The organism is Prosthecobacter vanneervenii (assembly GCF_014203095.1).
Taxonomy (GTDB): domain Bacteria; phylum Verrucomicrobiota; class Verrucomicrobiia; order Verrucomicrobiales; family Verrucomicrobiaceae; genus Prosthecobacter; species Prosthecobacter vanneervenii.
The window spans coordinates 1,108,749-1,133,408 of sequence record NZ_JACHIG010000001.1; the positions used below are offsets into that span (position 1 = coordinate 1,108,749).

Sequence of the window (24,660 nt, forward strand, 5' to 3'; positions counted from 1 at the left end):
GGAGGCTGGGCCTTGGGAGCGCGCATCTTGGCGAGTCCCCAACCATGCGCAAGAACTATTTCACCTTTTTCGAGTTTATTTTCGAGGAGTTATTCACAAGGATCGTGCCGCCCAAATGACATCTTTACACACTGTTAATCAATGACTTACCAGCCAAGTCAAACACACCAAACGCCACACACACCTGCAATGTGGAAAACTTTTTCTTTATCCATTTTGACCTCCCTGACCGCAAAAGCTCGATTTTCAGCGGAGCATGCCCGCCCAATTACTGCCGCGTCACCTGCAGGCGCATAAAGCGCCGGGCGGCGTCCTGCATGCTGACGGGGTCGAAGACTTCGACATTGAGGGGGGTGGGTATGGTATACACTGGGGTCATGCCGGGAAGGGTGAGCGTCCCGCCACTAATGCCCCCTCCTCCCACTCCGATGATGATGAGTCCTCCTGAGACACTACCGCCAGTAGTGCCCCCAGAACTAGGCACACCCTCGGCGACAAAGCCCGGCCCGGTGGTGACGCCGCCACCCGTGCTGGTAGCCACGGTAGTCCAGGGCCCCAGAGGGCTGTCTGCCGTCTGCACTTCATAGGTGATGTCCGTCTTGGCGGGATCTCGCTGAAAGGTCAGGCTGAGATGCTGAGTGCCTGAGTAGTCTTTCAGCGTGGGCTGGGGTGCCGTAGCAGCTGTCGTGGGGTCCATGCCAAGGGCATATTTGAGCAGATTGGGCAGCCCATCCCCGGCAGGAGCAGCGAGGTCCGAGGCGCTGCCGGTGTTTGAGGTGGTGCTAAACCGGGCCTGCCTCCACGCATCCACAGGTGCCAGTGTGGTGAAGGTAGCGTCACTGCCGTAGTAGGTGTTGCCGTAGCTGTCGGAGAGCTTGAGGCGGTAGTGGTAGGTGGTCTGCGGCAGCAGCGGGGCCACGGCGGTACTGGTGGCGACGGGGTCAAATCCCCCCAGCGAGGGCGTGGTCAGGGAGCCGCCGGATGAGGCGCTGGCATAGCGAATGGAGTCCACCCCGTTGTAGGTGACCGGAATGGCTGCATAAGAAGCGAAACCCGAGGCCGAGGCATTGCCACCCGTGATGTTGGAAGGCAGGATGATGATGAGGTTGCTGCCACCACCAAGTCCGCCACCGATCACCAAAGTCCCCCCGCCGCCGATCACCACCCCTCCTGTGAAGGCCTGCGCATTGGCGTAGCGGAAGAGCGTGGATCCCGAGGTGATCAGAGTATAGCCTGCCGCAATATTTTGCCCATAGGCCGTGGTGGTGCCGAAGTCAAAACTGGCGGTGTAATGCCCGCCCTGGTTGTTGCTGGTGCCATTGAGCATGGCCGAAATGGGCTGGACGCTGGTGGCTGCTGTAGTGATGACGGTGGGCGGAGCCAGGGTGTGCACCACGGTGTCCGGCCCTGTGGCAGAGCCCTCAGCATTCGTCACCACCACCCGAAAGTGGTAGTCCGTGTCTGCGAGCAGTCCCGAGATGTCATTGGTGGAAATGGCCCGGGTGCCTGCGGCGGACGTGGTCGTGGAGGTGTACTGACTGCCATAGGTGGTGTCCGTGCCATACTCGATGACCACCGTGGCGGGCGAGCTGCCGGTCTCCACATCCGCGATCACCCGGGCAGCCGTGGTGGCCAGCGGTCCGGATACCGTGGTGAGGGATGAGGGCGGCGTGGCGGGAGCGCCCGTGGTGAAGGTCTGATCCGCACCATAAAAGCCCTGGGTGGTGTCGATGGAGGTGTGGTTGGAATTGAAATAGATGGCGCAGAGGCGGTAGTGGTAGGTGGTGTTGGGCAGGAGATGCCCGACGGTGGCGGTGACCGGGGTGTCCGCCGCGCCGCCTAGGTAGTTCCCAGCTGGAGAGATGACCGTGCCATAGCTGGTGGTGGTGCCAATCTGGAAGAAGAGGCCGAAAGGCCCGCCGCCGCTGGCATTGCCGCTGCCGCTGAGCACGGCGGTCATGTCCGTCACACCAGTGGCTGCAGCAGTGGTGACGGTGGGCGAGCCCTGCGTGGTAAAGGTGCCGTAGGCGCTGTAGGTGGTGCCCTTCACATTGGTGGCACCGCAGCGATAGCTGTAGGCCGTGGAGGGCTGAAGCTGGGTGAAAACCGCCTTTTCTGTAGATACCACCTGGCCTGGACTGAGTGTGGACGGGAAGCCTGAAACTTGCTGGACTGCTCCGCCAGCCACCGGCTGGCATTCCCAGAAAACCGTGGTGTAGGCTGTACCCGCATCCAGGTAATTAATTCCCACGGTCGTGGAGGTGACCCCCACCTGAGCTGCATAAACAGTGCCTAGTGTGGGCGCGATGTTGTCATTGGTGGTAAAGGATCCATAGGCGCCGTAGGTGGTGCCGCGGGCGCTGGTAGCCCCGCAGCGGTAGGTATAGAGGGTGGCGGCCTGCAGTCCGGTGAGCTGCACGGATGAGGCGGTGCTGCTGCCGAGGGTCACACTGGCGGGCGAGCTGTCGATGGTCTGCACAGAGCCGCCCGCAGCTTGGTATTCCCAGAAGATGGTGGCGTCTGCACTGCCCGCGCTGACGGCATCGACCGATAAAGTGGCCGTGGAGATCCCGATCTGGCTGGCGGAGACATTTCCCACCGTCGGCGCGGAGCTGGCCGTGGTGGTAAAGGTCATGTCTGGCCCGGTGTAGTCCTCCTGGGCGGTGCTGAACACAAAGCGCACCCGCGCCCGGTAGTGATAGGTGGTGGAAGGCTGGAGGTTGGAGGCTGTGGCGCTGAAGGAGGTCGGGCCAGTGGCAGTGCCCGGTGAAGCACTGATGCTGGTGCCGTAGCTGGCAGTGGTGCCGAAATCAAAGCTCAAGGCTGCCCCCCCGATAACCCCCGTGATGACCAGGTCACCATTGAGCACGGCGGAGAAATCCTGCACCGCCGAGGCCGCGCCTGTGGTGACGACAGGCAGGCTGGCGGTGGTGAAGGTGGCGTCCGTCGCGGTCACGCTCCCCTGCGCATTGGTGAGCACGCAGGTCATGTGGTAGGTGGTGCCAGGAGTAAGGCCGGACAGCTCTGCCAGCACAGGGCCATAGGTACCCAGCGGCACGGTTATGAGGGAGCTGGCGGTGGCCCCGTAATCGGTGGTGAGACCGTATTTAAAAGTGCCGCTGGTTTCAGAGCTTCCGGCATAGACTGGGTAGCAGGCCACCGCAGCCATAGTGGGCGTGGCGGCAACAGCCACCATAGACCCGGCCGTGGGCGGCGTGGTGGCGGCGGCGGTGGTGAAGGTCTGGTCCGGTCCGTAGAAGACGATGCTGCTGTCGTAGTAGTAGGAGGCCTTGAGCCGGTAGTGGTAGGTGGTGCCCGGCAGCAGCCCCTCAGGCTGGGCACTCATGGGAGTAGCGCTCGTGCTTCGAAAGTAGGTGGCAGCGGTGTAGGTCTGGCCGTAGCTGGTCGTGGTGCCAAACTCAAAGACCACATTGAGCAGTTCCCCATCCGTATTAGCGGTGCCATTGATCGTGGCGGCCAGATCCGTGACCCCGGTGGGGGCGGTTGGGGTCAGCACCGGCCCCATGTGTGTGGTAAAGGTGTAGTCCGGGCTGTAAACGGTGGCCTGCTGGTTCACCGCCTTGGCACGAAAGTGATAGGTGGTGCCGGGCGTGAGCCCCGTGGCGGTGGCAAAGCAGGTGCTGTAGGCGATGACGTCCTTGTCCACCTGCGTGGGGCTGACCACCTCGGAGCCGTAGCTGGTGGTGAGCCCGTATTCATAGGATACGGTGGTCTGCGAGCTGCCTGAGAGGAGGGAGTAGAGCGCGAAAGACACCTGAGTGGGTGCGAGCGAGTTCACCCCAGCCAGCGGGGTGCCCAGCGTGGGCGGATTGGCCAGCGTGGTAAAGGTCATGTCATTGCCCACATAAGTGCGGGTGCCATCCAAGCTGGTGGCGGTGATGCGGTAGTGGTACGTCGTGTTGGTGGCCAGACCTGAGGGCGCAAAGCTGCAATTCTGCACTCCCGTGCCAAAGAAGTAGGACGACCCTTGTGTGATGTAGCCGTAGCTGTCCGTGAGGCCATACTGAGCCCGCACCTCAAAGGTTTCCCCCATCGGGTCGATCGTGCCGTTCAGAGAGGCATTGGAATCTGTGACTCCGGTGGCGGCGGTGGTGGTGACCACGGGTGTCACGGCCAGGACAGGGACTGCAGCCAGGAGCCACAGCACGAAAAAAAGCCTCCCCGCAACACCATGAAGTGTTCGTAGGGAAAGCCTGCTCTTGATGGTCGGCAAATGCAGCATTTTTTTGATTCTGCAATGGAGCCCCCCTGTTGGCAAGCTTTTCGCAGCCCCGCTCTCCCTCGGAGCGCAAGGCGGCGCGAAGGGCATTTGCGTCTGCACAGGTTCACGCCACACTGGAGGCATGCGCCTGATTTTTTGCCTCCTCCTGCTAGCAACCGGCCTGCTCCGTGCCCAGCAGCCGGTTATTCCGGAGCGCAAGCTGGAGACCCTGCTGCTCATGCCGGAGCCCAAGGCCATGCGCGGGCCCTGCTCCGTCGTGCTGGCCCAGGCCAAGGAGACGGTCTTTACCTGTTACAAAGAGAGCCCCGGATCGCCAGCCGGCGTGGAGGCCTATACCGAGCAGACCTTTCCCCGGCTGGGACTGAGCGTGGAATCCTTTGCAGCCCGTGCGCGCGCCGCTGCGGACAAGCGCCTGCTGCAGATACGTCCGGAACTGATCAAAGGAGAAGACGGCAGGATTGCCTACGCGGTGTATCGGGGCGACTCACCGCTCTATGCCACGCTGCTGCTGGCCCCTTCCCTGCCAAAGATCTTTGAGGAACTCTTTGGCCAGGAGCTCTGGGCGGTGTCCCCTGACCGCCACTCCCTTTATATCTTCCCCGCCCGCGCTGATCTGCTGCAGGACTTTGCCGAAGACCTGGCCGACCGCTACGCGAGCGATCCCTATGCCGCGAGCTGTGAAATCTTCTCGCTCAAAGCCGGAGCCGAGCCCCGTGTGGTGGCCTCGTTTGTGGTGAAGGACTAGGCCCCTTATTCAGGCTGGACGCGCAGCCGTATTCATGATTGGCTTGCGGTTCCCGACCATGAAAGCCCGCCTGCTGCTCTCCGCCCTCGTGATCTCCGCCACCTGCAGCCTGGGTGCGGATACTCCGGCTCAAAAACCCGCCAGCAGCGCACCAAGCACCGAGACCCCCAAGGAAAAAGCTCCGCCCGGAAGACCCGGAGGCACCACGATGGATGTGCGGGCCTTTTTGATCAACACCAAGTGGAGCTGGCGGAATGTCCGGGCGGGTGTGCCTGACCGAGAGTGCGTCTTCATGGCAGACGGCACCTTCCGTCACCCCAATTTCGTGGCCAAGTTCACCGTCAAAGATCCGCACACCGTGGTGCTAACCCGCAAGGGCGGCAAAGCGGTGCTTACCTTTGATGCAGACTTCCAGAACTTTGAGGCGCTGGACTTCAACCAGATCCGGATCACGGGCAGCAGGCTGTAAACACTGGCCGCAGGTCGATTGAAGCTGGCCCCGTCATGAGTGCCCCCCTCTCACGGCCCGTCAAAGATCACGGTGTCATCTCCCGTGGATTCCTTCGCAGCGCCCTTTTTGTGCTCCAGTCCCTCCGCGCGGCGGCGGCGGGCGGCGGCAAAGAATTCTTTGAGAATGCCCACGCACTGGTCATTGAGCACGCCCGAGGTGATCTCGGCACGGTGGTTGAGATTCGGAGCCTGCAGCAGGTTCCAATAGCCACCGGCCCCGCCTCCCTTCACATCGGGGCAGCCAAAAATGACACGGCGGATGCGGCAGTGCATGATGGCCCCGGCGCACATGGGACAGGGCTCCTTCGTCACGTAGAGGTCGCAGTCCGTCAGCCGCCAGTCGCCCAGCGCGCTCTCGGCCTGCGTCAGCGCCAGCATCTCGGCATGGGCGGTGGCGTCTTTGAGCGTTTCCACCTGGTTCCAGGCGCGGCCGATGATGCTGCCCTGGTGGACGATGACGGCGCCGATGGGCACCTCGTCCTGGCTGGCGGCTTTGCGCGCCTGGCGCAGCGCCTCGCGCATGTAGTGCTCGTCGTCGAAGGGATTGATGATGATCTGGGGCTCGGTCACGCAGCTTTATTAAACGCAGTCCGCGGCAACTCAAACCTTGAACTTTAAACCCTCAACCTTATCTCAAGGCATGGATCACACCACGAACATCATCCTCCCTTCCCTGCTGGCCTCCGACTGGTCCAAGATCGACTCTGAGGTGAAGCGCGCCGAGGCCGCCGGGGCGCAGTGGCTGCACCTGGATGTGATGGACGGAAACTTCGTGGACAACATCTCCTTCGGTCCGCAGATGGTGCAGGTGGTGCGCAAATGCACGGGCATGTACCTGGACGTGCACCTCATGATCCACCGCCCTGACCACTACCTGGAGCGCTTCATCAAAGCCGGGGCGCAGAACATCACCATCCATGTGGAGGCACAGTACGACACCAGCGTCGCCGAAACCCTGAAGCGCATCCGTGCCGCCGGCCTCCATTGCGGTCTGGCGCTGCACCCCAGCACGCCGTTTGAAGCAGCGCTGCCTTATGTGAAAGACATCGACCTCCTGCTGATCATGACCGTGGTGCCCGGCTTTGGCGGACAGCCCTTCATGGAAAAGGAGACCATGCCCAAGCTGGCCGCCGCACGCGACTACCGCGATGCCCATGGCCTCAAATACCACCTGGAAGTGGACGGCGGCATCTACACCAACACCGCCCCCATCGCCAAACAGCACGGCGCCAATCTCTTCGTCTGCGGCACCTCCTCCTTCGGCCCCGCCGACATGAAGCAGGCCATGAGCGACCTGGCGGCCTCGGTGGCGTAAAATCGTCCTCCACAGAGAGCGAGATACCAGAGCATAAAAAAGGGCGGGATGTGCATCCCGCCCTTCTTGATTTGAGTGCTTGAGATCCAGGCAGGCTATTCCGCCGCAGGGGCCGGAGCAGGCTGAGGAGCGTGGTCGTCGCCATGATGGTCGTCATCGTGGTGATCGTCGTGCTCATCATGCTTGTCCTCACGCGGGTCATGCCCTTCAGCATGCAGGATGTCCTTGTGCTCAGTGACGCCCTTGAGGTGCGTCTTGAACTTGCGGTGACGCTGGCGCTCGGGGAGCGGGCTGATCTGCATGTTGATGTTACGGCCGGCCATGCGCGGATCCTGGTCCACGTGCCCCATGGTGATGAGGTCTTCCTTGATCTTCTTGGCCAGCTCGTGCCCGAGCTCCTGGTGCGCCATCTGGCGGCCGCGGAACTGGAGCTGGATGCGGACTTTGTGACCTTCAGCCAGGAAGTCTTCGGCGTGCACGATCTTGATCTGGTAATCGTGGGGATCGATGCCGATGCGGAATTTCATTTCCTTCACCTTGCCGCCCTTCTGGTGCTTGTGGGCCTCCTTCTTGTGCTTCTCCTGGATGTACTTGTACTTCCCGTAGTTGACGATTTTGCACACGGGCGGATCGGCGTTCGGCGCCACTTCAACAAGATCCAGACCACGCTCCTTGGCGATGCGGATGGCCTGCTGCGTGGGCAGGATGCCGAGCTGGTGGTGCCCGTCCTCCTCGACGACGCGGACCTTGGGCGCACGGATGCGCTCATTCACGCGGGTCTGATCGACGAAACGCCCATTGTTCGGGCGGTCGCGGCCGCCGGGGCGATTGCCACCGCCACCGGGGCGGAAGCCGCCGCCGGCACCTCCCTGATAACCACCTGGACGTGGCGGGGGGCCTGCGGGACGTGGAGCACCGCCCATGGCAGGGCCTGTCGGACGCTGCACTGGATTGGACGGACCTGCCGGGCCTGTGGGCCGCTGTGGCGGGCCGCCTGTGCCCTGGCCTTGCTGGGGGCGCGGCGCAAAACTGCCGCCGCTCAACTGCTGGAATGGATTGCTTATGGGTTACCTCCGGGTGTGTTCAAGACTCCAAGCCACCATGTGACAGGCACTTGGAAATGGTTTTGGGAATGCCGCGCTGAAACAAAAATCATATCAACGCAGACTCGATTCCGACATGCACGCGCCTTCTGCCACCTGATCATGCAGGGTGAGAGTGCGCGAAAAAGAAAAAATCATGCAGGGAAAATCGAAAGGAAAAAGGCACCTTCTGAAATATTGAAAGGCGCTGGCTGAGCCGTGTACCGGACTCAAACGCTGCATATAGGTAACGACTTTCACGCAAATGAGCAAGCCGATTTATTTAGTCCCAACATTTCCTAGTGGTCTTTGCCACAGACACGGCACATGAACCGATTGGCGCGGTCCGGAATTTCGTAGCTCCTCCCGCCACAGAAAGGGCAGCGGACGGGAACGTAATTCCGCACAGCCCAGCGGGTGACGATGGCGGAGACCAGCGCACCTACCAGCATGGTCACGAGCGGGGCCACGCGATGCTCCTCCAGCATTCTCCAGTTGAGAAAAACCAGACCGCAAAAGAGTGCGGCGGCTGCAACCGGACCAAAAAAGCTGAGGGCAAAATGACGCGTGGAGGTCATGCAGTGAGTATGTACTCAGGCACTCTTTCATGCCTTCCCAGCATTCTGCAAGCCCTGACGCATGACTTCCAGCGGTGCAGGACGGCCGAACCAGTGCTCAAACGAGATCGCCCCCTGGTGCAGCAGCAGGGAGAGCCCGTCCACGGTGCGGGCACCGGCGCGGCGCGCATCGGCCAGCAGCGGAGTCTCTCCATCCGCACGGTAAACCATGTCGAACACAAGATGGCTCGAGAGGAGCGCATCGGCAGGCATGAGCTTATCATCGCCAGGCTTCATGCCTAATGAAGTAGCGTTCACAATGAGGTCTGTTTTTGTCATGGCAGTCCTCAGTACATCGTTCTGCCAGGGCAGAACGGCCGTTTCCGCTTTTGTGCCGAGCTGGAAAATTTCAGCGGCCACGGCCTCGGCTTTTGCTTGGGAGCGGTTCACCAGCGTGAGCTGGCGGCAGCCGCTGAGCGCGCTCTGCACCGCCACGGCGCGCCCGGCACCACCACCAGCACCGATGATGAGCACGCGCAGATCCTGGATGTCGGCACCCAGGGCCTCCTTCACACTGCGCAAAAATCCGGGGCCGTCGCTGTTGTAGCCGTGCAGCTTGCCATCTCGAATGGCCAGCGTGTTCACCGCACCGAGCTGGCGGGCCAGAGGATCGAGCACGTCCACGGCGTCCAGTGCTTCAAACTTGTGTGGGATGGTGATGTTCACGCCGAGAAAACCGCAGTCGGCAAACTGGCGGAAAGCCTGCGCCACGCTGCCCACGGGCACCTGCACACGGATGTACTGCGCGTCGATGCCGCAGGCCTGCAGCGCCGGATTGTGCATCTGCGGACTGCGCGAGTGGCCGATGGGGTCGCCAATGACCGCCAGGCGTGCCGGCGGCGTGTAGCGCCCGGCCACCGCGTTCCAGTTCATCAATTCATCGAATGGTAAAAAATCTCCCACGCCGCAGACATGGCGTGGAACCACGGGCTGTCAAAGCTGCCCGCAATTTTCCCGCTCGACATCCCGTTCCATCCGCGCTGCAATCAGCGGCTCTCGTTTTTTCTCCCAACCTCATCCATCCCAGCCATGCGCCTTACCCTTCCCCTGATCGCCCTCGCCGGCACTGCGGCCCTGTTTCTTGCCCAGGCCGCCGACTCCACCGTGAAACCGCTGCGCGTGCTCATCGTGGCCGGTGGCTGCTGCCATGAGTATGACAAGCAGCACCTGGTGCTGAAGGAGGGCATCGAAAGCCGCCTGAACGCCGTGGTGGACGTGGCCTACAATCCGGACAAGACCACCAAGGCCACCTTTGAAATCTACAAGGCCAAGGACTGGGCCAAGGACTTTGACGTGATCGTGCACGATGAGTGCAGCGCCGACGTGACCGACCCCGCCTACGTGGGCGCCATCCTCGATGCTCACAAGGCTGGCAAGCCCGCTGTGAATCTGCACTGCGCCATGCACAGCTACCGCTGGGGCAACTTCCGCGAGCCCGTGAAGGCTGGCGCAGACAATGCAGGCTGGTATGAAATGCTGGGACTGCAGTCCACCGGCCACGGCCCGCAGGAGCCCATCGCCATCACCTTCTCCGACAAAAACCACCCCATCACCAAAGGGCTGGAAGACTGGAAGACCATCAAGGAGGAGCTGTATAACAATGTGCAGATCCTCACCGGCAAGGCGCTGGCCACCGGCCTGCAGATCCAGCCGCCCAAGGCCAAGAAAGGCGAAACCCTGCCTCCAGATGCCAAGCCCACCGAAGCCACCAGCGTCGTGGCCTGGACCAATGAGTACGGCCCGAACAAGACCAAGATCTTCAGCACCACCATCGGCCACAACACCGCCACCGTCAGCGACGCCCGCTACCTCGACCTCATCACCCGCGCCATCCTCTGGACCACCGGCCACATCGATGAAAACGGCAAGGCGCTGCCAGGGTATGGGAAGTAAGATGCCAGACGCACGTCACGCAGCCGCGTGATCCCCTTCCCTTTTTGCCAATGCCCGGTGGTGCTCCCGCCGGGCATTTTGCTTTCTATGCCATGCCTGCCGTTTCCAGCCTGCCAGTGAAGGCCGTCTGCATTCAGCCATGCGCTTGATGCCTCGAATTGACACCAGCGTCCGATTCCACCCAAAAGTTGTCCGCACATCAGACTGGTCATGAGGCGTTGTTTCGGGTGAAAATCCGACTCACCGACCATGAAAGCCATCCTGCTTGTATTTGCCGCCGCCGTTTTAGCCCATGCCGCCCCCGCCGGACCTGTGCGTGTGCTGTATCTGGACACCGAAGGAAAAGAGCAGTCCGCCGTGGGACCGCTGCATGAGGCCATGCGCGATCTCGGGCGTGACGCCATCTGGTTTGACTACGCCAAAGAAGACCTGACCGCCGGTGACTATGACCTGGTGGTGAAACCAGGCAGCGATCTGAGCAAAGACGCGATCCTTTCCAAGCTGAGCGCGGAGCGCAAAGCCAGCTACGAGGCCTTTCTGAAACAGCGCGCCCCCGAGGAGCGCAAGAAGCACCCGCAGGTGGCCAACTACGAAAAGCGCCCCGAGCCGCTGACGCTGCAGCTGCCGATGAGCGTGAAGGCCAGCATGGAGCGCACCCAGGTGCCGGCAGATTGCGAGCTGAAGCTCTTTGCCAGCGAGCCGGACATCGCCAAGCCCATCGCCTTCGCATGGGATGAGCGCGGCCGCTGCTGGGTGGTGGAGACACGCGACTACCCGCATGGCGTGACGGACAGGGGCGAAGGCCAGGACACCATCAAGATCTGCGAAGACACCGATGGCGATGGCAAGGCGGACAAGTTCACCGTCTTTGCCGACAAGCTCAATCTGCCCACGGGCATCGTTTTCGCCCGCAAAGGCATCATCGTCAGCCAGCCGCCGAAGTTCATCTACCTTGAAGACACCAACGGCGATGACAAAGCCGATGTGCGGGAAACAGTGATCGACTGCTGGGGCATCCGCGACACCCATGCGCAGGCCAGCAATCTGCACTACGGCTACGACAACTGGCTGTACGGCTGCGTGGGCTACAGTGGCATCGAAGGCTACGTGGGCGGCAAGAAGCACCAGTTTGCCATGGGCACTTACCGCTTCAAGGCAGACGGCAGCGCCATCGAATTCCTGCACCAGTTCACCAACAACTCCTGGGCTCACAGCATGAACGCTGCGGGCGACCAGTTTGGCGGCACGGCCAATGGCGCACCCATCTTCTTCGGCGGCATCCCGGCCACGGCCTACCCTGAAAACACACGCGGCATGACGGCCAAGAAGATCAATGTGGTGGAGATGTGCCACACCATCACGCCGAATTTCCGCCAGGTGGATGTCTTTGGCGGCTACACCGCAGCAGCCGGCAGCAATTTCATCTACAGCAATAACCTGCCCAAGCGCTTTCAGGGCAAGGCCATGGTGTGCGAACCGACGATGAAGGTGGTGTCCGTCTTTGACGTGCAGCCGGATGGCGCAGGCTGGAAGGCGCTCGACTTCATGAACATCTACGCCAGCAGCGACGAATGGAACAGCCCCGTGCACGCCGAGGTGGGCCCCGATGGCGCGGTGTGGGTGGCCGATTTCCAAAACTTCATCATCCAGCACAATCCCACGCCGAGCATGGAGCGCGGCGGCTTTGTGGCCACCACGGGCAAAGGCGGCGCGCATGAAAATGACCTGCGCGACCACAGCCGCGGCCGCATCTACCGCATCGTGGCCAAGGGCACGAATCCGAAGGCCGAGAAGCCTGCCCTCACCGCCAGCACGCAATACGCCCGCCTGGAAGCCCAGCGTGAGAAGGTGGAAAGCGGCAGCGCCGATGCCAGCCTGCAAAAGACCGTGCTGGATGCAGACACCACGGCAGCCATCCACGCTCTCTGGACCCTGCAGGGCCTCGGCCAGCTCGATGAGGCCACGCACAAGGCCGCGCTGCTGAGCAAGGACGCCGGTCTGCGCCGCAATGCCATCCGTGCGCTGGGCAGCGATGCCAAGGCGCAGTCGCTGCTCTTTGGCGCAGGCGTCATCAGCGATCCCGATCTGCACACACGCCTCGCAGCTTTTGTGAAGCTGTCCGACTTCCCCACCACGCCGGAGATCCAGACGCTGGTGAAAAAGCTGGCCTCTGATCCCGTGGTGAAAAACGACGAGTGGCTGGCCGAGGCCGCCAAGATGCTAGGCAAGAAACACCAGGCGCTGAACTACAAGGAAGGCCCCAACCTGCTGCCCAACCCCGGCTTTGAAGAAGTGGTGGCCAATGCCAAAACACCCACCGGCTGGAAGCTGCGCAACTACGGCACGAAACCCGGCAACGCGGGCGCAGAGTGGAGCATCGTGACCGATGAGAAGATGGTGCACAGCGGCAAGAATGGCTTCCGAGTGATCACCCGCGATGAGGCAGACACCAGCTTCTTTGCCGACGTGGCGCTGAAGCCCAACACGGAGTACAAGCTGAGCGCCTGGATCAAGACCCATGGCTTCCGTGGCAAGGCCAGCCTGAATGACCACATCGGCCGCGCCGAGACGAGCACGCTCAAGCGCACGCAGGACTGGACGGAGGTGGAGGTGACCTTCAACAGCAAGACCCGCGACAAGGCCAGCATCAACCTCCTGCACGTGGGCAAAGGCGACACCTACTTTGATGATGTGAAGCTGGTGGAGATGATCCCCGAGGCGGAGGATGATGAGTCCAAGCTTGTCGGCGATGTGAAGCGCGGCGAAAAGATCTTCTGGGAGCACCCTGTGGCCGCCTGCAAAAACTGCCACATGCTCAAAGGCCAGGGCAGCACCGTGGGCCCCGCGCTGGATGGCATCGCAGGCAGAAAGGATGCAGCCTACATTCTGGAAAGCCTCGTCAATCCGAATGCCAAGCTGGCCGAAGGCTACACCGCCACGCCGATCTCCCCCATGCCACCGATGAACCTCATCCTGAAGCCGCAGGAGTTTGCGGATGTGAAGGCCTTCATCATGAGCCTGAAGTAAAACGCGATGAAGCCCGCCGCCTGCGCCCTGCTGCTGATGCTGACGGCTCTGCCTGCGCAGGAGCCGCCCGGCCAGCCACGCAAGGCCTGGAGCCCCATCGTGCTGCAAGAGGATGACAAGCCCGCCTTCCCTCCGCCACCCAGCGGCTGGGATGTGCGGCGGGACGGCATCCCCCACGGCAGGCTGACGATGATCGAGTATGATTCGAAGACCGTGGGCACACGGCGGCACATGAATGTGTACACCCCGCCGGGGTACACGCCGGAGAAAAAGCTGCCCGTTCTCTATCTGCTGCACGGCATCGGTGGCGATGAGACCGAGTGGCAGCGCTTTGCCCAGCCGGAGGTGCTGCTGGACAACCTCATCGCTGATGGCAAAGCAGTGCCCATGATTGTGGTGATGCCCAATGGCCGCGCGCAGAAAGACGACCACCCCAAGGGCGATGTCTTCAAGCATGCGCCTGCGTTTTCTGTCTTTGAAAAGGATCTGCTGCAAGATGTGATCCCCGCCATCGAGGCACGCTACGCCGTGCTGGCCGACCGCGAGCACCGTGCTCTGGCGGGCCTCTCGATGGGTGGCGGCCAGTCGCTCAACTTTGGTCTTGGCCATCCCGAACTCTTCGCCTGGGTGGGCGGTTTTTCCTCCGCTCCCAACACGCGTAAATCAGCCGACCTCATGCCAGATGCCACCGCGGCAAAACACCTGCGCCTCCTCTGGCTCTCCTGCGGCAGCAGGGACGGCCTCATCCACATCAGCCAGGATTTTCACTCATGGCTGAAGACCCAAGGCGTGCCCCATGTGTGGCACGTGACCGACCACGCCCATGATGCCTCGGAGTGGAAGCAGGTGCTGTATTACTTCCTGCAGCAGTTGAGGTTCGGGTAAAGGAAGTGATGGGCGGTAACCGGGGCAACTAACTGCACACGGAAAGAATATCCCCCATTGTGGTTACGGTTTCTTTTTGCCATAGATGGCGGCATCCTCGCGCAGAATCAGCGAGTTCCCCGCCGCCAGTTTGATCTCGCGAGCAGCGGCACGCATTTGCTCCACCATGCGCACCTTCTCAGGGTAAGGCAGCGCCATGAGCCGCTTTCGACGCTCACTCTTGCTTTCCAGAGATGCTTGCATCAACGGGCTCATAAGGGATTCAGATAATTTTGTTCAAATCGTTTCCACGCGGTGAGCAGTCCATGTCGCTCTAAAATTTCACGCAGTTTTGCCTCGTTTGCCACCCGGCACTCCATAAAAGTCACCAGCCGGGCAAAATCCTTTCCCCGCCCGGTTTGAAGAGAAATCGCCATGAGATGCTCCGCAGTCATCACATACGCTGGCACCCCCTCAAAGTCCACCTCGCGTGCCGCCTCGACAGCCTCACTCAACAATGCGGATTCAGCGGGTAAAAACTGTACTGGCCAGCCACACACCATCAGCGCATCTCCATCAGGCATGTGCCCTCGCACTTTCAGAAAGTCATAAATTGGCGACAAAGTTAATATCAGAGGCGCGCCTTCAAACAGGACAAAGATATCGAGATCGTATGTGGAGATCGGTTCGAGGTAAAACGTTGCCCCCATCGCTCCGCCAATAGCCCATTTTCCGATGAGTCCAGCGGAACGCAGCAAATTGATCTCAGACAGAGTGTCTTTCATAGTGGTGGTGACTTTCCCAGATCCCACCGGGACGCATAGGGTGCAAACCACGGGTTTCCACTGGATTCATATCTTTAGGCGGCATCTACACCTTCAGCACCGCCCCCTCATCCGCGCTGGAGACCATGCTGGCGTAGCGGGCCAGGTAGCCGCGGCCGAGGTCGGTGTGCGGGCGTGGTTTCCACTGGCTGGCGCGCCGCCGCAGCACGGCTTCATCCACACGCAGCGAAAGACGGCGTTGGGGGATGTCGATCTCCACGATGTCTCCGGGCTCAATCAATGCGATGGGGCCGCCTGCTGCGGCCTCCGGTGAGACGTGGCCGATGGCTCCGCCACGTGTGGCACCGGAGAAACGACCGTCGGTGATGAGCGCCACGGATTCCGCCAGACCACGCCCAGCGAGCGCGGCGGTGGGAGCCAGCATCTCCTGCATGCCGGGACCGCCGCGAGGCCCCTCGTAGCGAATAACGACGACATCGCCCGCTTTCACCTGACCGACGAGGATGCCGATACGGGCGGATTCTTCGGATTCAAAGATCACAGCGGGGCCGCTGAAGGTCATCATGGCGGGTGCGACACCAGCAGCTTTCACCACAGCCCCCTTGGGAGCCAGATTGCCAAAGAGAATGGCCAGCCCGCCACGCTGCGAGTAGGCATTGTCCAGCGGGCGGATGACATCGGCATCGCGCACTTTCGCATGGGCGATGGTCTCGCCAAGCGTGCGGCCGGTGACGGTGATGGCATCCAGATGCAGCAGGCCGGGGCGAGTGCTCAGCGTGCGCAGGATGGCGGAGATGCCGCCTGCGCGGTCGATGTCCTCCATGTGGTGCAGGCCCGAAGGCGCGACTTTGCAGAGCTGCGGCACGCGGTCGGAGATGGCATTGATGTCCTCCAGGCGAAGATCCACCCCGGCCTCGCGAGCGATGGCAAGCGTGTGCAGAATAGTGTTGGACGAGCCGCCCATGGCCATGTCCAGCACCAGCGCGTTTTCAAACGCAGCACGCGTGAGGATGTCGGACGGGCGGATGTTGCGTGCCACGAGATCGACGATGGCGCGGCCTGCGGCTTCAAAGAGGGCATCGCGCTGCGGATCGACAGCCAGGATGGAGCCGTTTCCCGGCAGCGCCCAGCCCAGCGCCTCGCAGAGGCAGTTCATGGAATTGGCGGTAAACATGCCGGAGCATGAGCCGCAGGTGGGGCAGGCGCTGCGCTCGATCTCTCCCAGCTCCGCCTCAGAGATGGCGTTTTTGGAATGCCTGCCCACCGCCTCAAAAACGGAGGCAAGGTCCAGCGCCTGGCCAGTGAGCGGGTTGCGCCCAGCCGCCATCGGACCACCGGAGACAAAGATGGCGGGGATGTTCACCCGCGCCGCGCCCATCATCATACCGGGCACGATTTTGTCGCAGTTCGGGATGCAGACCACGCCGTCAAAGCAGTGCGCGCGCAGCATGGTCTCGATGGAGTCAGCGATGATCTCGCGCGAGGCCAGGGAGTAGTTCATGCCGCCGTGCCCCATGGCGATGCCGTCGTCCACGCCGATGGTGTTAAACTCAAAGGGCACACCGCCTGCGGCACGGATCGCGGCGCGAACCTTGCGGCCCACGATGTCCAAATGCGCATGGCCGGGGATGATCTGCACAAAGGAGTTCGCCACGGCGATGAAGGGCTTGTCCCAGTCGCTCTCAGACTGGATGGCGCCGGTGGCGCGGAGGAGACTGCGGTGGGGGGCACGGAGGGTGCCGCGTTTGATGGTGTCGCTGATGGCCATGCGCTGAGGTAAGCCGCAGCATCTCATGACAAAACTACCGCTTTCGTTCACTTATGATACCTTTTTGGTATGGACTTCTCTTTGCGCGAACTGGAGTGCTTCACCGCCGTGGCGGAGGAGCTGTCATTCACCCGTGCGGCACAGCGCCTGCATCTGGCGCAGCCACCGCTCTCCCGGCACATCCGCGCGCTGGAGCAGCGGTTGGGCACGGTGTTGTTTGACCGCAGCGGGCGGCGGGTGGCGCTGACGGCGGCAGGTGCGGTGTTTTATGAGGAAACGCGCAGCGTCATGCCGCAGCTCATCCGCGCCGGGGAGACGACGCGGCGCTTTGCCTCAGGGCAGACAGAGCGGCTGCGTCTTGGGTTTGTCAGCGCCGTGCTGAGCCCGGAGCTGGTGGAGGTGCTGCGCCTGTTTCGGGAGAAACATCCGCAGGTCCAGCTCCTGGTGCAGGACCTGCCGCCTGCGGAGCAGCTGGCGGCGCTGCGTCACGGCACGCTGGATGGCGGTTTCATCGGCCTGCCGCCGGAGGAGCGCACGCCGGGCATCGAACTGCTGCCATGGCGGCAGGAGGCGCTGGCTGCATTTGTGCCCTTTGGTCATCCGCTGGCAAAGCGGCAGCGCATGGACCTGCGCGCACTGGCAGGCGAGGCGCTGGTGGCGGTGTCCAGCGAGGCCGCGCCCGCCTTTGCCGCCTATCTGCGCCGGGTGTGTGGCAGCGCGGGCTTCCGCCCGCGCATCGTGCTGGAGTCTCCACGCGCCCAGGCAGTGGCTGTCATGGTGGCTGCAGGCGCAGGCATCGCCCTGCTGCCAGCCTCCCTGCGCCGTGTGGTGGATGGCGCAGCAGCGGTGGTGCCCATCCGCGATGCGCCAAAGATCTCGCACGTCTTTGCCCATGCCGCAGGCGCGGTGTCTCCGGCCATGCGTCGCTTCATGAAGCTGCTGAGCAAGTAGATGGCAGGCCCAATCACCGCGCCGTGAAAGTTCAGGCCCGGCACGATGCGTATTGCATGCAGCCACCATGCCCTTCCACACCTCAGCCCACTCGCAGCGCTGCGCAGGCCCCATGTCGCGCCGCAGTTTTCTCAGCATGGGCACGCTGGGGCTCACGGGCTGGAGCCTGGCTGACACGCTGCGCGCAGAAACAATCGCCAAGGCTGCCGGGAAGAGGCTGAAGGACAAGTCAGTCATCTTTGTGTGGCTGCCGGGCGGCATGTCGCAGCTGGAGAGCTATGACATGAAGCCGAATGCGCCGGTGGAGTATCGCGGGGTGCTCAATCCCATCCGCACCAATGTGCCCGGCACGCACATCTGCGAGCTGTTTCCACGGCAGGCCAAAATCGCGGACAAGTTCAACATCATCCGCAGCGTGCATCATGAGTTCGCGGATCACGGCGGCGGGCACAAGCGCTTCATGACAGGGCGCAATCCCGCGCTGCCGGTGGGTTTTGTGAATGATGCGCCCTCCGTGCAGTCTATCATCACGCGCAAGCTCCAGCGCGCCGGGCAGGCGATGCCCACCTGTGTGGCGGGTGTGGATCGCGGGCGCAGCGGGATCGATGTCTTCTCCATGGGCGCGGCCTATCTCGGCCCCTCGGCTTCTCCCTTCATGGTGGTGGGAGATCCCAGCGCCAAGGACTTCAAGGTGGAAAACATCGGGCTGACTCCAGACATGGAGGCGCGCATCGACGACCGCATTCATCTGCTGAAGGGCATGGACAATCTCAAGCGCGAGATGGACCGCAGCGGCCTCATGGATGCGATGGACAGCTTCAGCCAGCGTGCCGTGGGCATGCTGACCACGCCTGCGGTGCGTGATGCGTTTGACCTTTCGAAGGAGTCCACTCAAACCCGCGAGCGTTACGGCTACAGCACCTACGGCCAGCGCGGCCTCATGGCGCGCAGGCTGGTGGAGGCTGGCTGCCGCTTTGTGACGATGGTGTGGGAAAATCCCTTCTCCACGCCCATCCCGAAAAACTGCACCTACAACTGGGACAGCCACGCCGTGAACTGCGACATGTATGCGGATGCACGCTGGCGCATGCCGGTGTATGATCAGGCAGCCTCCGCGCTGATCGAGGACATCCACCAGCGCGGGCTGGACAAGGATGTGCTCGTCATCATCACGGGCGAGTTTGGCCGCACACCCAAGATCAACACACAGATCGGCACACAGACAGGCGTGAGCCAGCCCGGCCGCGACCACTGGCCGAATGCGATGTCCTTCATCGTCAGCGGCGGCGGCATGCAGACGGGCCAGGTCATCGGTGCCACGAATCCGCGTGCGGAATACCCCATCGAGCGCCCGCTGAGCCCGAACGATCTCTGGGCCACGGTGTATCAGCACCTGGGCATCGATCCGGAAGACACCTTCGATGATTTCCAGGGCCGCCCGATGCCAATCCTGCCGTTTGGAGATCCCATCAAGGAGCTGATGCCGCTGGCATAAGGATACGCTTTTGTTTAAAAACGACAGCCGCAGCACGCGGCAGGCGCATCACGCAGGCTCCACGATGATCTTCTCCCCGCGCACCTCGCGCACGCGCACGGCGGTGCCGCTTTGCAGGTAGTCGCCCTCGGCCATGGCCTCGATGAGCCGTCCGCCGATGTCGATGGTGCCATACGGGCGCAAGGCGCTGCGGGCGGTGCCGGTGTCCCCTGCCCTGGCACGTGCAGCAGCCTGCATGGCAGGCGCGTCATTGAGCGTGCCACCTGCGGAGGTCTGCAGAATGAGCGAGCGGAAGGGCCGCAGATCCGGCAGCCAGAGGCACAGCAGCGTGATGATGATGGCCGCGCCCGTGACGCCCAGCGCAAAGTGGCGGAAGCCCGTGGCATAGGCGGCCAGATGGAAGCTGCCTGCATCGCCACCGCTGGAGGGCACCATTTCCCAGCCTGACATGGCATACACGAGAGCGATCATGACGCACAGAAAGCCAAAGATGCCCGGCAGGATGGTGCCCGGCGCGGCCAGCAGTTCCACCCCGATGAGGACGATGCCGACGATGAACACAGCCGCCACCACCATCGTCTCCTGTCCCGCCAGACTGCCTGCCACGTAGTGCCCGAAGAAGAACAGCGCAAAGGCTGCCACGGAAACAAAGCCGGGCAGGCCAAAACCGGGAGACTGCATCTCCAGATACCCGCCCGCGAGGCCGATGAGGATGAGGATGGCGGCGTAGCGAGTGACCCAGATGGCGATGCTCTCAAAGCCGGTGGGCTCGGCGGTGATGAGCTCGCCTTTGAGAGATTCGATGCGCTTGAGTTCGTCGATGCTTTTGATGATCCCTTTGGCGAGCAGCGGCTTGCCATCGATGAGCATGGTGGCCTGTGCAGAGTCCAGCGTGACGATCTCGCCCTTGGGCACGATGACCTGGCCGTTGATGACGAGGCCGCGGTTCATGTCCGTCATGCCTTCGATGATGCGCACGTCGTGTCCTTTCTCGCGCACCACCGTTCGTGCCATGCCCATGAAGGCGGAGTTTTGCTTGGCGCGTTCGGCCTGAGGGAGAGCCGTGCCGTCTCCTGAGACAGGCGTGCTGGCGCCGATGGCGCTGGCCGGGGCCATGTAGATGGTGTCCGTGGCCATGGCGATCATGGCTCCGGCGGAGATGGCGCGCGTGTTCACAAAGGCGAAACTGCGCGCCTTGAGCCCCTGCAGGTCTTGCATCATCAGGCTGGTGGTATCCCAGGCCAGACCACCGGGAGTATCCAAATTGAAGATCACCGCCTCGGCTCCATCCTGATTGCAGCGGGCCAGCGTGCGCTTCATGAATTCAAAACGCGCCGGCAGCAGCAGGTCATCCTGTCCCACAGGAATGACGACCACCCTGCCCTTGTAGCTTTGGCGGCTGGAAAAGGCGGCCGCCTTGCTGGGTTGTGCAGGCTTTTTCTCAGCAGGAGCCGTGCTCTTGCTCTCTGCCGCAGCAGCGGCTGCATGCTGCTTCTGCTTGTCATACCAAGTGACATTGAGCGTGATGGATTTGGCATTGGGTGCTGCGGCCTTGATGAGCGCCTCCACATCCGGCACGATGGCACGCGCCAGCAGCGGCCTGCCTTCGATGGATTGCACGGCGGCATCGGCATCCAGCAGCAGGAGCTCGCCCTTCTGCGCCAGCATGGTGGTGCCGAGCATGAGCCCTCTTTCGCGATCCACAAAGGCCTCGGCGATCTCCGGACGGTGGCCCTTGAGCTTGCAGAGGCTGCGCGCTCCGGCTTTCAGCACGGCCAGAGATTCGGCCAGCAGTGTGTCCTGGGCTTTTGGAGAGAGCGAGTCATCAGAGGGCACCTTCGGCGGTGCCGCGCCGATGCGTGAGCCGGGGGCCATCCAGATGTCATCGCAGGCCAGCGCGAGCAGTGCACCGCCTCCGATGGCAGCGGTGTTTACATAGACCTGCGTTTTAATCTTCAGCCGCGCCACCTCCTCCGCCAGCGGCAGCGCCGCCTGGGCCTGGCTCTGAGAGACGTTGATGTCCAGCAGCAGCCCCGCCGCGCCTTGCTGGATGGCTTCATCCATCCACAGCCGCAGCTCACGCCAGCGGCGCAGATCCTCGATGTCCGAATCCGTCACCACCACCCGCACCATCTGACCTTTGAGGGAGGGTGCAGACGGAGACTCCGCCAAGCCGCTACCCGCAATGGCAATCAGCGAAAGGATGAAGCTCGGAAGCAGCAACAGCGACAGTGATGAACGGCGGTAGTGCATGGCGGAGATTACGTTGGAGGCATACACGCCGCAATGAGCATGCAGTTCACCCCTTCTTCCCAAACAGAAAGCGCCAGACATACATGAAGATCAGCGCGCCACCCACGGCGGTGATGATGCCTTTGATGCTGAACTCCCCGGCCACGCCCCAGCCGATGAGGTGCCCCACTTTGCCGCCGATGATGCTGCCCACGATGCCGAGCAGAATGGTGGTGATGGGGTTGATGCCCTGCCTGCCGGGCATGATGAATTTGGCGAGAATGCCTGCTACCAATCCGAGCGCCGACCAGATGAGAAGTCCTTGGAGTGACATAGTAAGCCGATTCTACTTACAAAGCCACTGCACCGTCAATTCCAATACCCGCCTCATTTTGCAGCCTGCTTCCAGGCATTCCACCCACCCTTGAGGACAAAGCCCTTCTCCACCGGCAGCGTCTGCTTCAGGCGCTCGAGGATGTGGCGGCTGGCATCGCACTTGGCGGCGTTGCAATAGACAATGATCGGCAGTGTGTTGGTCTGCAGCGTGTCCAGCAGGCCAAAGAGCTGCTGGTCAAAGTGCTGTTCGTTGAGGAGCACCGCGCCGGGTATGTGCCCTTCGTCATACTGCTCCTGATAGCGGGCGTCGATCCACAGCACGCGGCCCTGCCAGCGGCTCTGGATCATGGCCATGGACACCTCATCATCCCGCAGCGGTTCCTGCACCAGATGGAGCGCCGGTGCGCGCGGATGCCACACATGAGTAGCCCACGCCGCAGCAGAGGCGAGGAGGAGCAGGAAGAGAGCCTGACGGATGGCGGCAAACATGGCGCAGCTTGTTGCAGCTTACTTGTCGGCCTTCGGCTGCGCGGCGGCGGTGGCGGCAGGCGGAGGCTCGGGCTTGCGGGTGATGCTGAAGAACGCGAGCTGATAGCGGTATTTGGCGATGGGGCTGTTTGTTTCAATCTTCAGCGCGCCCATGGTCACATCCTTCGTGGTCTTGGGCTTCACGTTGATGAGGTACTCCCGGCCTTCTTTGATCTCCTTCCAGTCAAACTCCACGTTCTCGCGCGTGGGGGTGATCTTGAGGATCTTGGTGGGTGTGTCTCCGGTAAACTGCACGAGGCAGGCCTTCTTGGTGGGCTCGTCGCCGATGAACCACTGCAGGTTCTTGGGCTTGATGTCCACCACGGCCGGCACGTCGAGGATGAAGTTCACCTGCCAGTCGGGCTGCTTAGGGTTGTCGGTGTTGACGGTGACAAATTTTTCATGCCTGCCCACAAAGGTGGAGACCTTGAAGGAGGCGCGGCCGGTGCCCACCTCTCCGGGCTGGTACTCGGCCTTGTCTAGCTCGGCGCTCAGGCAGCTGCAGGCGCTCTCCATGCCGAGGATCTTGACCGGCTTGTCCCCGGTGTTGCGAAACTTGAAGGTGGTCTCCACCTCCTCGTCCTCGGGCTTGGGTTTGAGCTCGATGGCGGGCACGTCCAGCTTCAGCTCCGCATGCACGGTGGCGGCGAGGGCTAGCAGGAGGAGGGAGAGGCAGCTGGCTTTCATCTGGAAATATAGCACATCCCGCCCCCCGGAATGCAAGGGCTGTTGACGCGATGCCGCCCCCTGCCCTACCGCCGGGAACGGATGAGATTCTGGATTTCGTCGTGATTTCCGATGAAAAAGAACACCAGCTCCGGAGGCGTGGCGATAAAGACAAATGCCAGTCTTTCATCCAGCCCCACACGGCATTCAAAGATATCCTTCGTCAGCCGTCGAATGCTGATGCCTGAGTGCAGGTGGGGACGCCCCCAGGCGGAAAGCACCGAGTTCATCGCTTCGCCGATGATCTTGCGCTCGGCTTTGGTTCGGCGGCGCAACTGCTCCAGAAGATCATAGGTGACTCTTGCCTGCAACGAGGGCTTCGATGTCTCCGGTGTATCTGGCGAGCTTTCCGGCTTTCCGTTCTTTTTCGATTTTGCCATGAACTTTTTTAGCAAAGACGGCGAGATCATCCCCCGTGGCTCCATACTCGCGCGCAGCATAGTCGGTGGACTCCACCTGCATGGGCCTCAGCGCCACGATCTTTCCATCGACCACGATGCCAATGTCGTCGCCCTTGAGCGCACGGCGCAGCAGCCGGGACAAATTGGAACGAGCGCTCGTGGGAGTCAGCGTGATCATGCTCATGTAGAAAGATGCCGCAAACACGACGGAGATGCGAGCAAATATTCACCCCCAACAGCACACCTCACCTGTTGACGCGATGCCGCCCCCTGCCCACTCTGCGGGCCTATGCGATTCGCGATCTGCAACGAGACCTACCAGAACTGGAGCTTTGAAAAAATGTGCGAGGACGCCGCCGCGGCGGGCTACCACGCGATCGAGCTGGCCCCCTTCACGCTGAAAGAGGACCCGCGTGAACTGACGGTGGAGGAGGCTCTGGCGCTCTGCGCCAAGGCCAAGTCCTTCGGCCTCGAAATCCTGGGCCTGCACTGGCTGCTGACCAAGCCCTCGTGGTTTCACATCACCACGCCGGATGCGCTGCAGCGCAAGGAGACGGCCAAGTTTGGCCGTCATCTGGCCCAGTTCTGCGGCGCCACGGGCGGCCGCATCATGGTCTGGGGCAGCCCCAAGGCGCGCAATGTGCTGCCAGAGTGGAACTACGAGGACGCCTTCAAGCGCGCCGCCGACTGCGTGCGCGAGGTGGCCGAAGAATGCGGCAAGTACGGCGTGGTGATCGCCATGGAGCCGCTGGGCCGCAAGGAAACCAACTTCCTGAACACCGCCGAGGAAACCATCCGCCTCTGCAAGCTGGTGGACCACCCCTCCTGCAAGCTGCACCTGGACGTGAAGGCGATGAGCGATGAGAGCAAATCCATCCCCGACATCATCCGCGACAGCAAGGAGTGGACGGTGCACTTCCACACCAACGACCCCAACCTCCGCGGCCCCGGCCAGGGCGAGGTGAAGTATGAGCCCATCATCGCCGCGCTGCGCGAGACGAACTACAACGGCTACCTGAGCGTGGAGGTCTTTGACTACACGCCCGATGCCCCCACCATCGCACGCCAGAGCATCCAGTACCTGAAGCAGGTGATGGGTGTGTGATGGTGCACGCAGGAGCAATGAACGAGACGTGATTTGG

General features: G+C 62.1%; 23 protein-coding genes. 9 read left to right on the forward strand and 14 right to left on the reverse strand.

All coding sequences use genetic code 11. The features are described 5' to 3' along the window. Positions 1 to 268 precede the first annotated feature (268 nt). A complete protein-coding gene (locus HNQ65_RS04305) occupies positions 269 to 4,168 on the reverse strand; it encodes a hypothetical protein (RefSeq protein WP_184338235.1) in 3,900 nt (1,299 codons plus the stop codon). 196 nt (positions 4,169 to 4,364) lie between these two features. Between HNQ65_RS04305 and HNQ65_RS04310 the strand changes: the two genes are divergently transcribed. Further along, positions 4,365 to 4,988 (forward strand): hypothetical protein, encoded by a 624-nt coding sequence (locus HNQ65_RS04310; protein ID WP_184338236.1) that lies wholly within the window; start codon positions 4,365 to 4,367, stop codon positions 4,986 to 4,988. Between the two features lie 58 nt (positions 4,989 to 5,046). Continuing rightward, entirely contained in the window at positions 5,047 to 5,457 is a 411-nt protein-coding gene (locus tag HNQ65_RS04315) for a hypothetical protein (RefSeq protein WP_184338237.1), read from the forward strand. Positions 5,458 to 5,507: 50 nt separating this feature from the next. On the opposite strand, the gene tadA is transcribed toward HNQ65_RS04315, so the two are convergent. After that, positions 5,508 to 6,020 (reverse strand): tRNA adenosine(34) deaminase TadA, encoded by a 513-nt coding sequence (gene tadA / locus HNQ65_RS04320; protein ID WP_184338443.1) that lies wholly within the window; start codon positions 6,018 to 6,020, stop codon positions 5,508 to 5,510. Positions 6,021 to 6,138: 118 nt separating this feature from the next. Between tadA and rpe the strand changes: the two genes are divergently transcribed. Beyond that, a complete protein-coding gene (gene rpe / locus HNQ65_RS04325; protein ID WP_184338238.1) occupies positions 6,139 to 6,813 on the forward strand; it encodes a ribulose-phosphate 3-epimerase in 675 nt (224 codons plus the stop codon). Between the two features lie 95 nt (positions 6,814 to 6,908). Here the strand turns inward: rpe and infC are convergent, their stop codons facing one another. From infC to aroE, 3 genes are all read right to left on the reverse strand, one after another. Further along, a complete protein-coding gene (infC, locus tag HNQ65_RS04330; protein WP_184338239.1) occupies positions 6,909 to 7,736 on the reverse strand; it encodes a translation initiation factor IF-3 in 828 nt (275 codons plus the stop codon). A gap of 458 nt (positions 7,737 to 8,194) precedes the next feature. Next, on the reverse strand, positions 8,195 to 8,473 hold the full coding sequence (locus HNQ65_RS04335) for a hypothetical protein (protein ID WP_184338240.1): 279 nt from the start codon (positions 8,471 to 8,473) through the stop codon (positions 8,195 to 8,197). 27 nt (positions 8,474 to 8,500) lie between these two features. Beyond that, positions 8,501 to 9,385, reverse strand: a complete 885-nt coding sequence (gene aroE, locus HNQ65_RS04340; RefSeq protein WP_184338241.1) for a shikimate dehydrogenase — start codon at positions 9,383 to 9,385, stop codon at positions 8,501 to 8,503. 156 nt (positions 9,386 to 9,541) lie between these two features. Between aroE and HNQ65_RS04345 the strand changes: the two genes are divergently transcribed. The 3 genes from HNQ65_RS04345 to HNQ65_RS04355 all read left to right on the forward strand — a co-directional run bounded on the left by HNQ65_RS04345 (position 9,542) and on the right by HNQ65_RS04355 (position 14,317). Next, positions 9,542 to 10,405 carry a ThuA domain-containing protein gene (locus HNQ65_RS04345; RefSeq protein ID WP_184338242.1) on the forward strand — a complete coding sequence of 288 codons (864 nt, stop codon included), beginning with the start codon at positions 9,542 to 9,544 and terminating at the stop codon, positions 10,403 to 10,405. Between the two features lie 249 nt (positions 10,406 to 10,654). After that, complete coding sequence (locus tag HNQ65_RS04350) at positions 10,655 to 13,432, forward strand: PVC-type heme-binding CxxCH protein (protein ID WP_184338243.1); 2,778 nt, start codon at positions 10,655 to 10,657, stop codon at positions 13,430 to 13,432. A 6-nt stretch (positions 13,433 to 13,438) separates the two neighbouring features. Further along, a complete protein-coding gene (locus HNQ65_RS04355; RefSeq protein WP_184338244.1) occupies positions 13,439 to 14,317 on the forward strand; it encodes an alpha/beta hydrolase in 879 nt (292 codons plus the stop codon). A gap of 63 nt (positions 14,318 to 14,380) precedes the next feature. Here the strand turns inward: HNQ65_RS04355 and HNQ65_RS26785 are convergent, their stop codons facing one another. From HNQ65_RS26785 to ilvD, 3 genes are all read right to left on the reverse strand, one after another. Then, positions 14,381 to 14,515 (reverse strand): hypothetical protein, encoded by a 135-nt coding sequence (locus tag HNQ65_RS26785; RefSeq protein ID WP_281382057.1) that lies wholly within the window; start codon positions 14,513 to 14,515, stop codon positions 14,381 to 14,383. A gap of 53 nt (positions 14,516 to 14,568) precedes the next feature. Next, positions 14,569 to 15,081: a hypothetical protein gene (locus HNQ65_RS04360; RefSeq protein WP_184338245.1), complete on the reverse strand. Its 513-nt coding sequence runs from the start codon at positions 15,079 to 15,081 to the stop codon at positions 14,569 to 14,571. Between the two features lie 85 nt (positions 15,082 to 15,166). Further along, complete coding sequence (gene ilvD, locus HNQ65_RS04365) at positions 15,167 to 16,849, reverse strand: dihydroxy-acid dehydratase (RefSeq protein ID WP_184338246.1); 1,683 nt, start codon at positions 16,847 to 16,849, stop codon at positions 15,167 to 15,169. A 69-nt stretch (positions 16,850 to 16,918) separates the two neighbouring features. Here ilvD and HNQ65_RS04370 point away from each other — a divergent pair, with 69 nt between their 5' ends. Beyond that, positions 16,919 to 17,800, forward strand: coding sequence for a LysR substrate-binding domain-containing protein (locus tag HNQ65_RS04370; RefSeq protein ID WP_184338247.1), 882 nt, complete (start codon positions 16,919 to 16,921; stop codon positions 17,798 to 17,800). A 67-nt stretch (positions 17,801 to 17,867) separates the two neighbouring features. After that, positions 17,868 to 19,295, forward strand: a complete 1,428-nt coding sequence (locus HNQ65_RS04375; protein WP_184338248.1) for a DUF1501 domain-containing protein — start codon at positions 17,868 to 17,870, stop codon at positions 19,293 to 19,295. 48 nt (positions 19,296 to 19,343) lie between these two features. On the opposite strand, the gene HNQ65_RS04380 is transcribed toward HNQ65_RS04375, so the two are convergent. The 6 genes from HNQ65_RS04380 to HNQ65_RS04405 form a co-directional block, all read right to left on the reverse strand. Then, a complete protein-coding gene (locus HNQ65_RS04380) occupies positions 19,344 to 21,548 on the reverse strand; it encodes an NfeD family protein (protein WP_184338249.1) in 2,205 nt (734 codons plus the stop codon). A gap of 46 nt (positions 21,549 to 21,594) precedes the next feature. Next, the gene (locus tag HNQ65_RS04385) at positions 21,595 to 21,861 is read right to left on the reverse strand and encodes a GlsB/YeaQ/YmgE family stress response membrane protein (protein ID WP_184338250.1); all 267 of its coding nucleotides are present in this window, start codon (positions 21,859 to 21,861) and stop codon (positions 21,595 to 21,597) included. A gap of 53 nt (positions 21,862 to 21,914) precedes the next feature. Beyond that, positions 21,915 to 22,352, reverse strand: coding sequence for a rhodanese-like domain-containing protein (locus HNQ65_RS04390; protein ID WP_184338251.1), 438 nt, complete (start codon positions 22,350 to 22,352; stop codon positions 21,915 to 21,917). An 18-nt stretch (positions 22,353 to 22,370) separates the two neighbouring features. Beyond that, positions 22,371 to 23,078, reverse strand: a complete 708-nt coding sequence (locus HNQ65_RS04395; RefSeq protein ID WP_184338252.1) for a DUF1573 domain-containing protein — start codon at positions 23,076 to 23,078, stop codon at positions 22,371 to 22,373. A 65-nt stretch (positions 23,079 to 23,143) separates the two neighbouring features. Beyond that, complete coding sequence (locus HNQ65_RS04400; RefSeq protein ID WP_184338253.1) at positions 23,144 to 23,392, reverse strand: hypothetical protein; 249 nt, start codon at positions 23,390 to 23,392, stop codon at positions 23,144 to 23,146. 13 nt (positions 23,393 to 23,405) lie between these two features. Further along, positions 23,406 to 23,696 (reverse strand): type II toxin-antitoxin system Phd/YefM family antitoxin, encoded by a 291-nt coding sequence (locus HNQ65_RS04405; protein WP_184338254.1) that lies wholly within the window; start codon positions 23,694 to 23,696, stop codon positions 23,406 to 23,408. 111 nt (positions 23,697 to 23,807) lie between these two features. Here HNQ65_RS04405 and HNQ65_RS04410 point away from each other — a divergent pair, with 111 nt between their 5' ends. Continuing rightward, positions 23,808 to 24,623 carry a sugar phosphate isomerase/epimerase family protein gene (locus HNQ65_RS04410; RefSeq protein WP_184338255.1) on the forward strand — a complete coding sequence of 272 codons (816 nt, stop codon included), beginning with the start codon at positions 23,808 to 23,810 and terminating at the stop codon, positions 24,621 to 24,623. Positions 24,624 to 24,660: the final 37 nt, after the last annotated feature.

Excerpts from the sequence above, each read along its gene's own strand:
- HNQ65_RS04310 (WP_184338236.1), top strand. The coding sequence starts at position 4,365 with ATGCGCCTGATTTTTTGCCTCCTCCTGCTAGCAACCGGCCTGCTCCGT.
- HNQ65_RS04315 (WP_184338237.1), top strand. The coding sequence starts at position 5,047 with ATGAAAGCCCGCCTGCTGCTCTCCGCCCTCGTGATCTCCGCCACCTGC.
- tadA (WP_184338443.1), bottom strand. The coding sequence starts at position 6,020 with ATGCGCGAGGCGCTGCGCCAGGCGCGCAAAGCCGCCAGCCAGGACGAG.
- rpe (WP_184338238.1), top strand. The coding sequence starts at position 6,139 with ATGGATCACACCACGAACATCATCCTCCCTTCCCTGCTGGCCTCCGAC.
- infC (WP_184338239.1), bottom strand. The coding sequence starts at position 7,736 with ATGGGCGGTGCTCCACGTCCCGCAGGCCCCCCGCCACGTCCAGGTGGT.
- HNQ65_RS04335 (WP_184338240.1), bottom strand. The coding sequence starts at position 8,473 with ATGACCTCCACGCGTCATTTTGCCCTCAGCTTTTTTGGTCCGGTTGCA.
- aroE (WP_184338241.1), bottom strand. The coding sequence starts at position 9,385 with ATGAACTGGAACGCGGTGGCCGGGCGCTACACGCCGCCGGCACGCCTG.
- HNQ65_RS04345 (WP_184338242.1), top strand. The coding sequence starts at position 9,542 with ATGCGCCTTACCCTTCCCCTGATCGCCCTCGCCGGCACTGCGGCCCTG.
- HNQ65_RS04350 (WP_184338243.1), top strand. The coding sequence starts at position 10,655 with ATGAAAGCCATCCTGCTTGTATTTGCCGCCGCCGTTTTAGCCCATGCC.
- HNQ65_RS04355 (WP_184338244.1), top strand. The coding sequence starts at position 13,439 with ATGAAGCCCGCCGCCTGCGCCCTGCTGCTGATGCTGACGGCTCTGCCT.
- HNQ65_RS26785 (WP_281382057.1), bottom strand. The coding sequence starts at position 14,515 with ATGGCGCTGCCTTACCCTGAGAAGGTGCGCATGGTGGAGCAAATGCGT.
- HNQ65_RS04360 (WP_184338245.1), bottom strand. The coding sequence starts at position 15,081 with ATGAAAGACACTCTGTCTGAGATCAATTTGCTGCGTTCCGCTGGACTC.
- ilvD (WP_184338246.1), bottom strand. The coding sequence starts at position 16,849 with ATGGCCATCAGCGACACCATCAAACGCGGCACCCTCCGTGCCCCCCAC.
- HNQ65_RS04370 (WP_184338247.1), top strand. The coding sequence starts at position 16,919 with ATGGACTTCTCTTTGCGCGAACTGGAGTGCTTCACCGCCGTGGCGGAG.
- HNQ65_RS04375 (WP_184338248.1), top strand. The coding sequence starts at position 17,868 with ATGCCCTTCCACACCTCAGCCCACTCGCAGCGCTGCGCAGGCCCCATG.
- HNQ65_RS04380 (WP_184338249.1), bottom strand. The coding sequence starts at position 21,548 with ATGCACTACCGCCGTTCATCACTGTCGCTGTTGCTGCTTCCGAGCTTC.
- HNQ65_RS04385 (WP_184338250.1), bottom strand. The coding sequence starts at position 21,861 with ATGTCACTCCAAGGACTTCTCATCTGGTCGGCGCTCGGATTGGTAGCA.
- HNQ65_RS04390 (WP_184338251.1), bottom strand. The coding sequence starts at position 22,352 with ATGTTTGCCGCCATCCGTCAGGCTCTCTTCCTGCTCCTCCTCGCCTCT.
- HNQ65_RS04395 (WP_184338252.1), bottom strand. The coding sequence starts at position 23,078 with ATGAAAGCCAGCTGCCTCTCCCTCCTCCTGCTAGCCCTCGCCGCCACC.
- HNQ65_RS04405 (WP_184338254.1), bottom strand. The coding sequence starts at position 23,696 with ATGATCACGCTGACTCCCACGAGCGCTCGTTCCAATTTGTCCCGGCTG.
- HNQ65_RS04410 (WP_184338255.1), top strand. The coding sequence starts at position 23,808 with ATGCGATTCGCGATCTGCAACGAGACCTACCAGAACTGGAGCTTTGAA.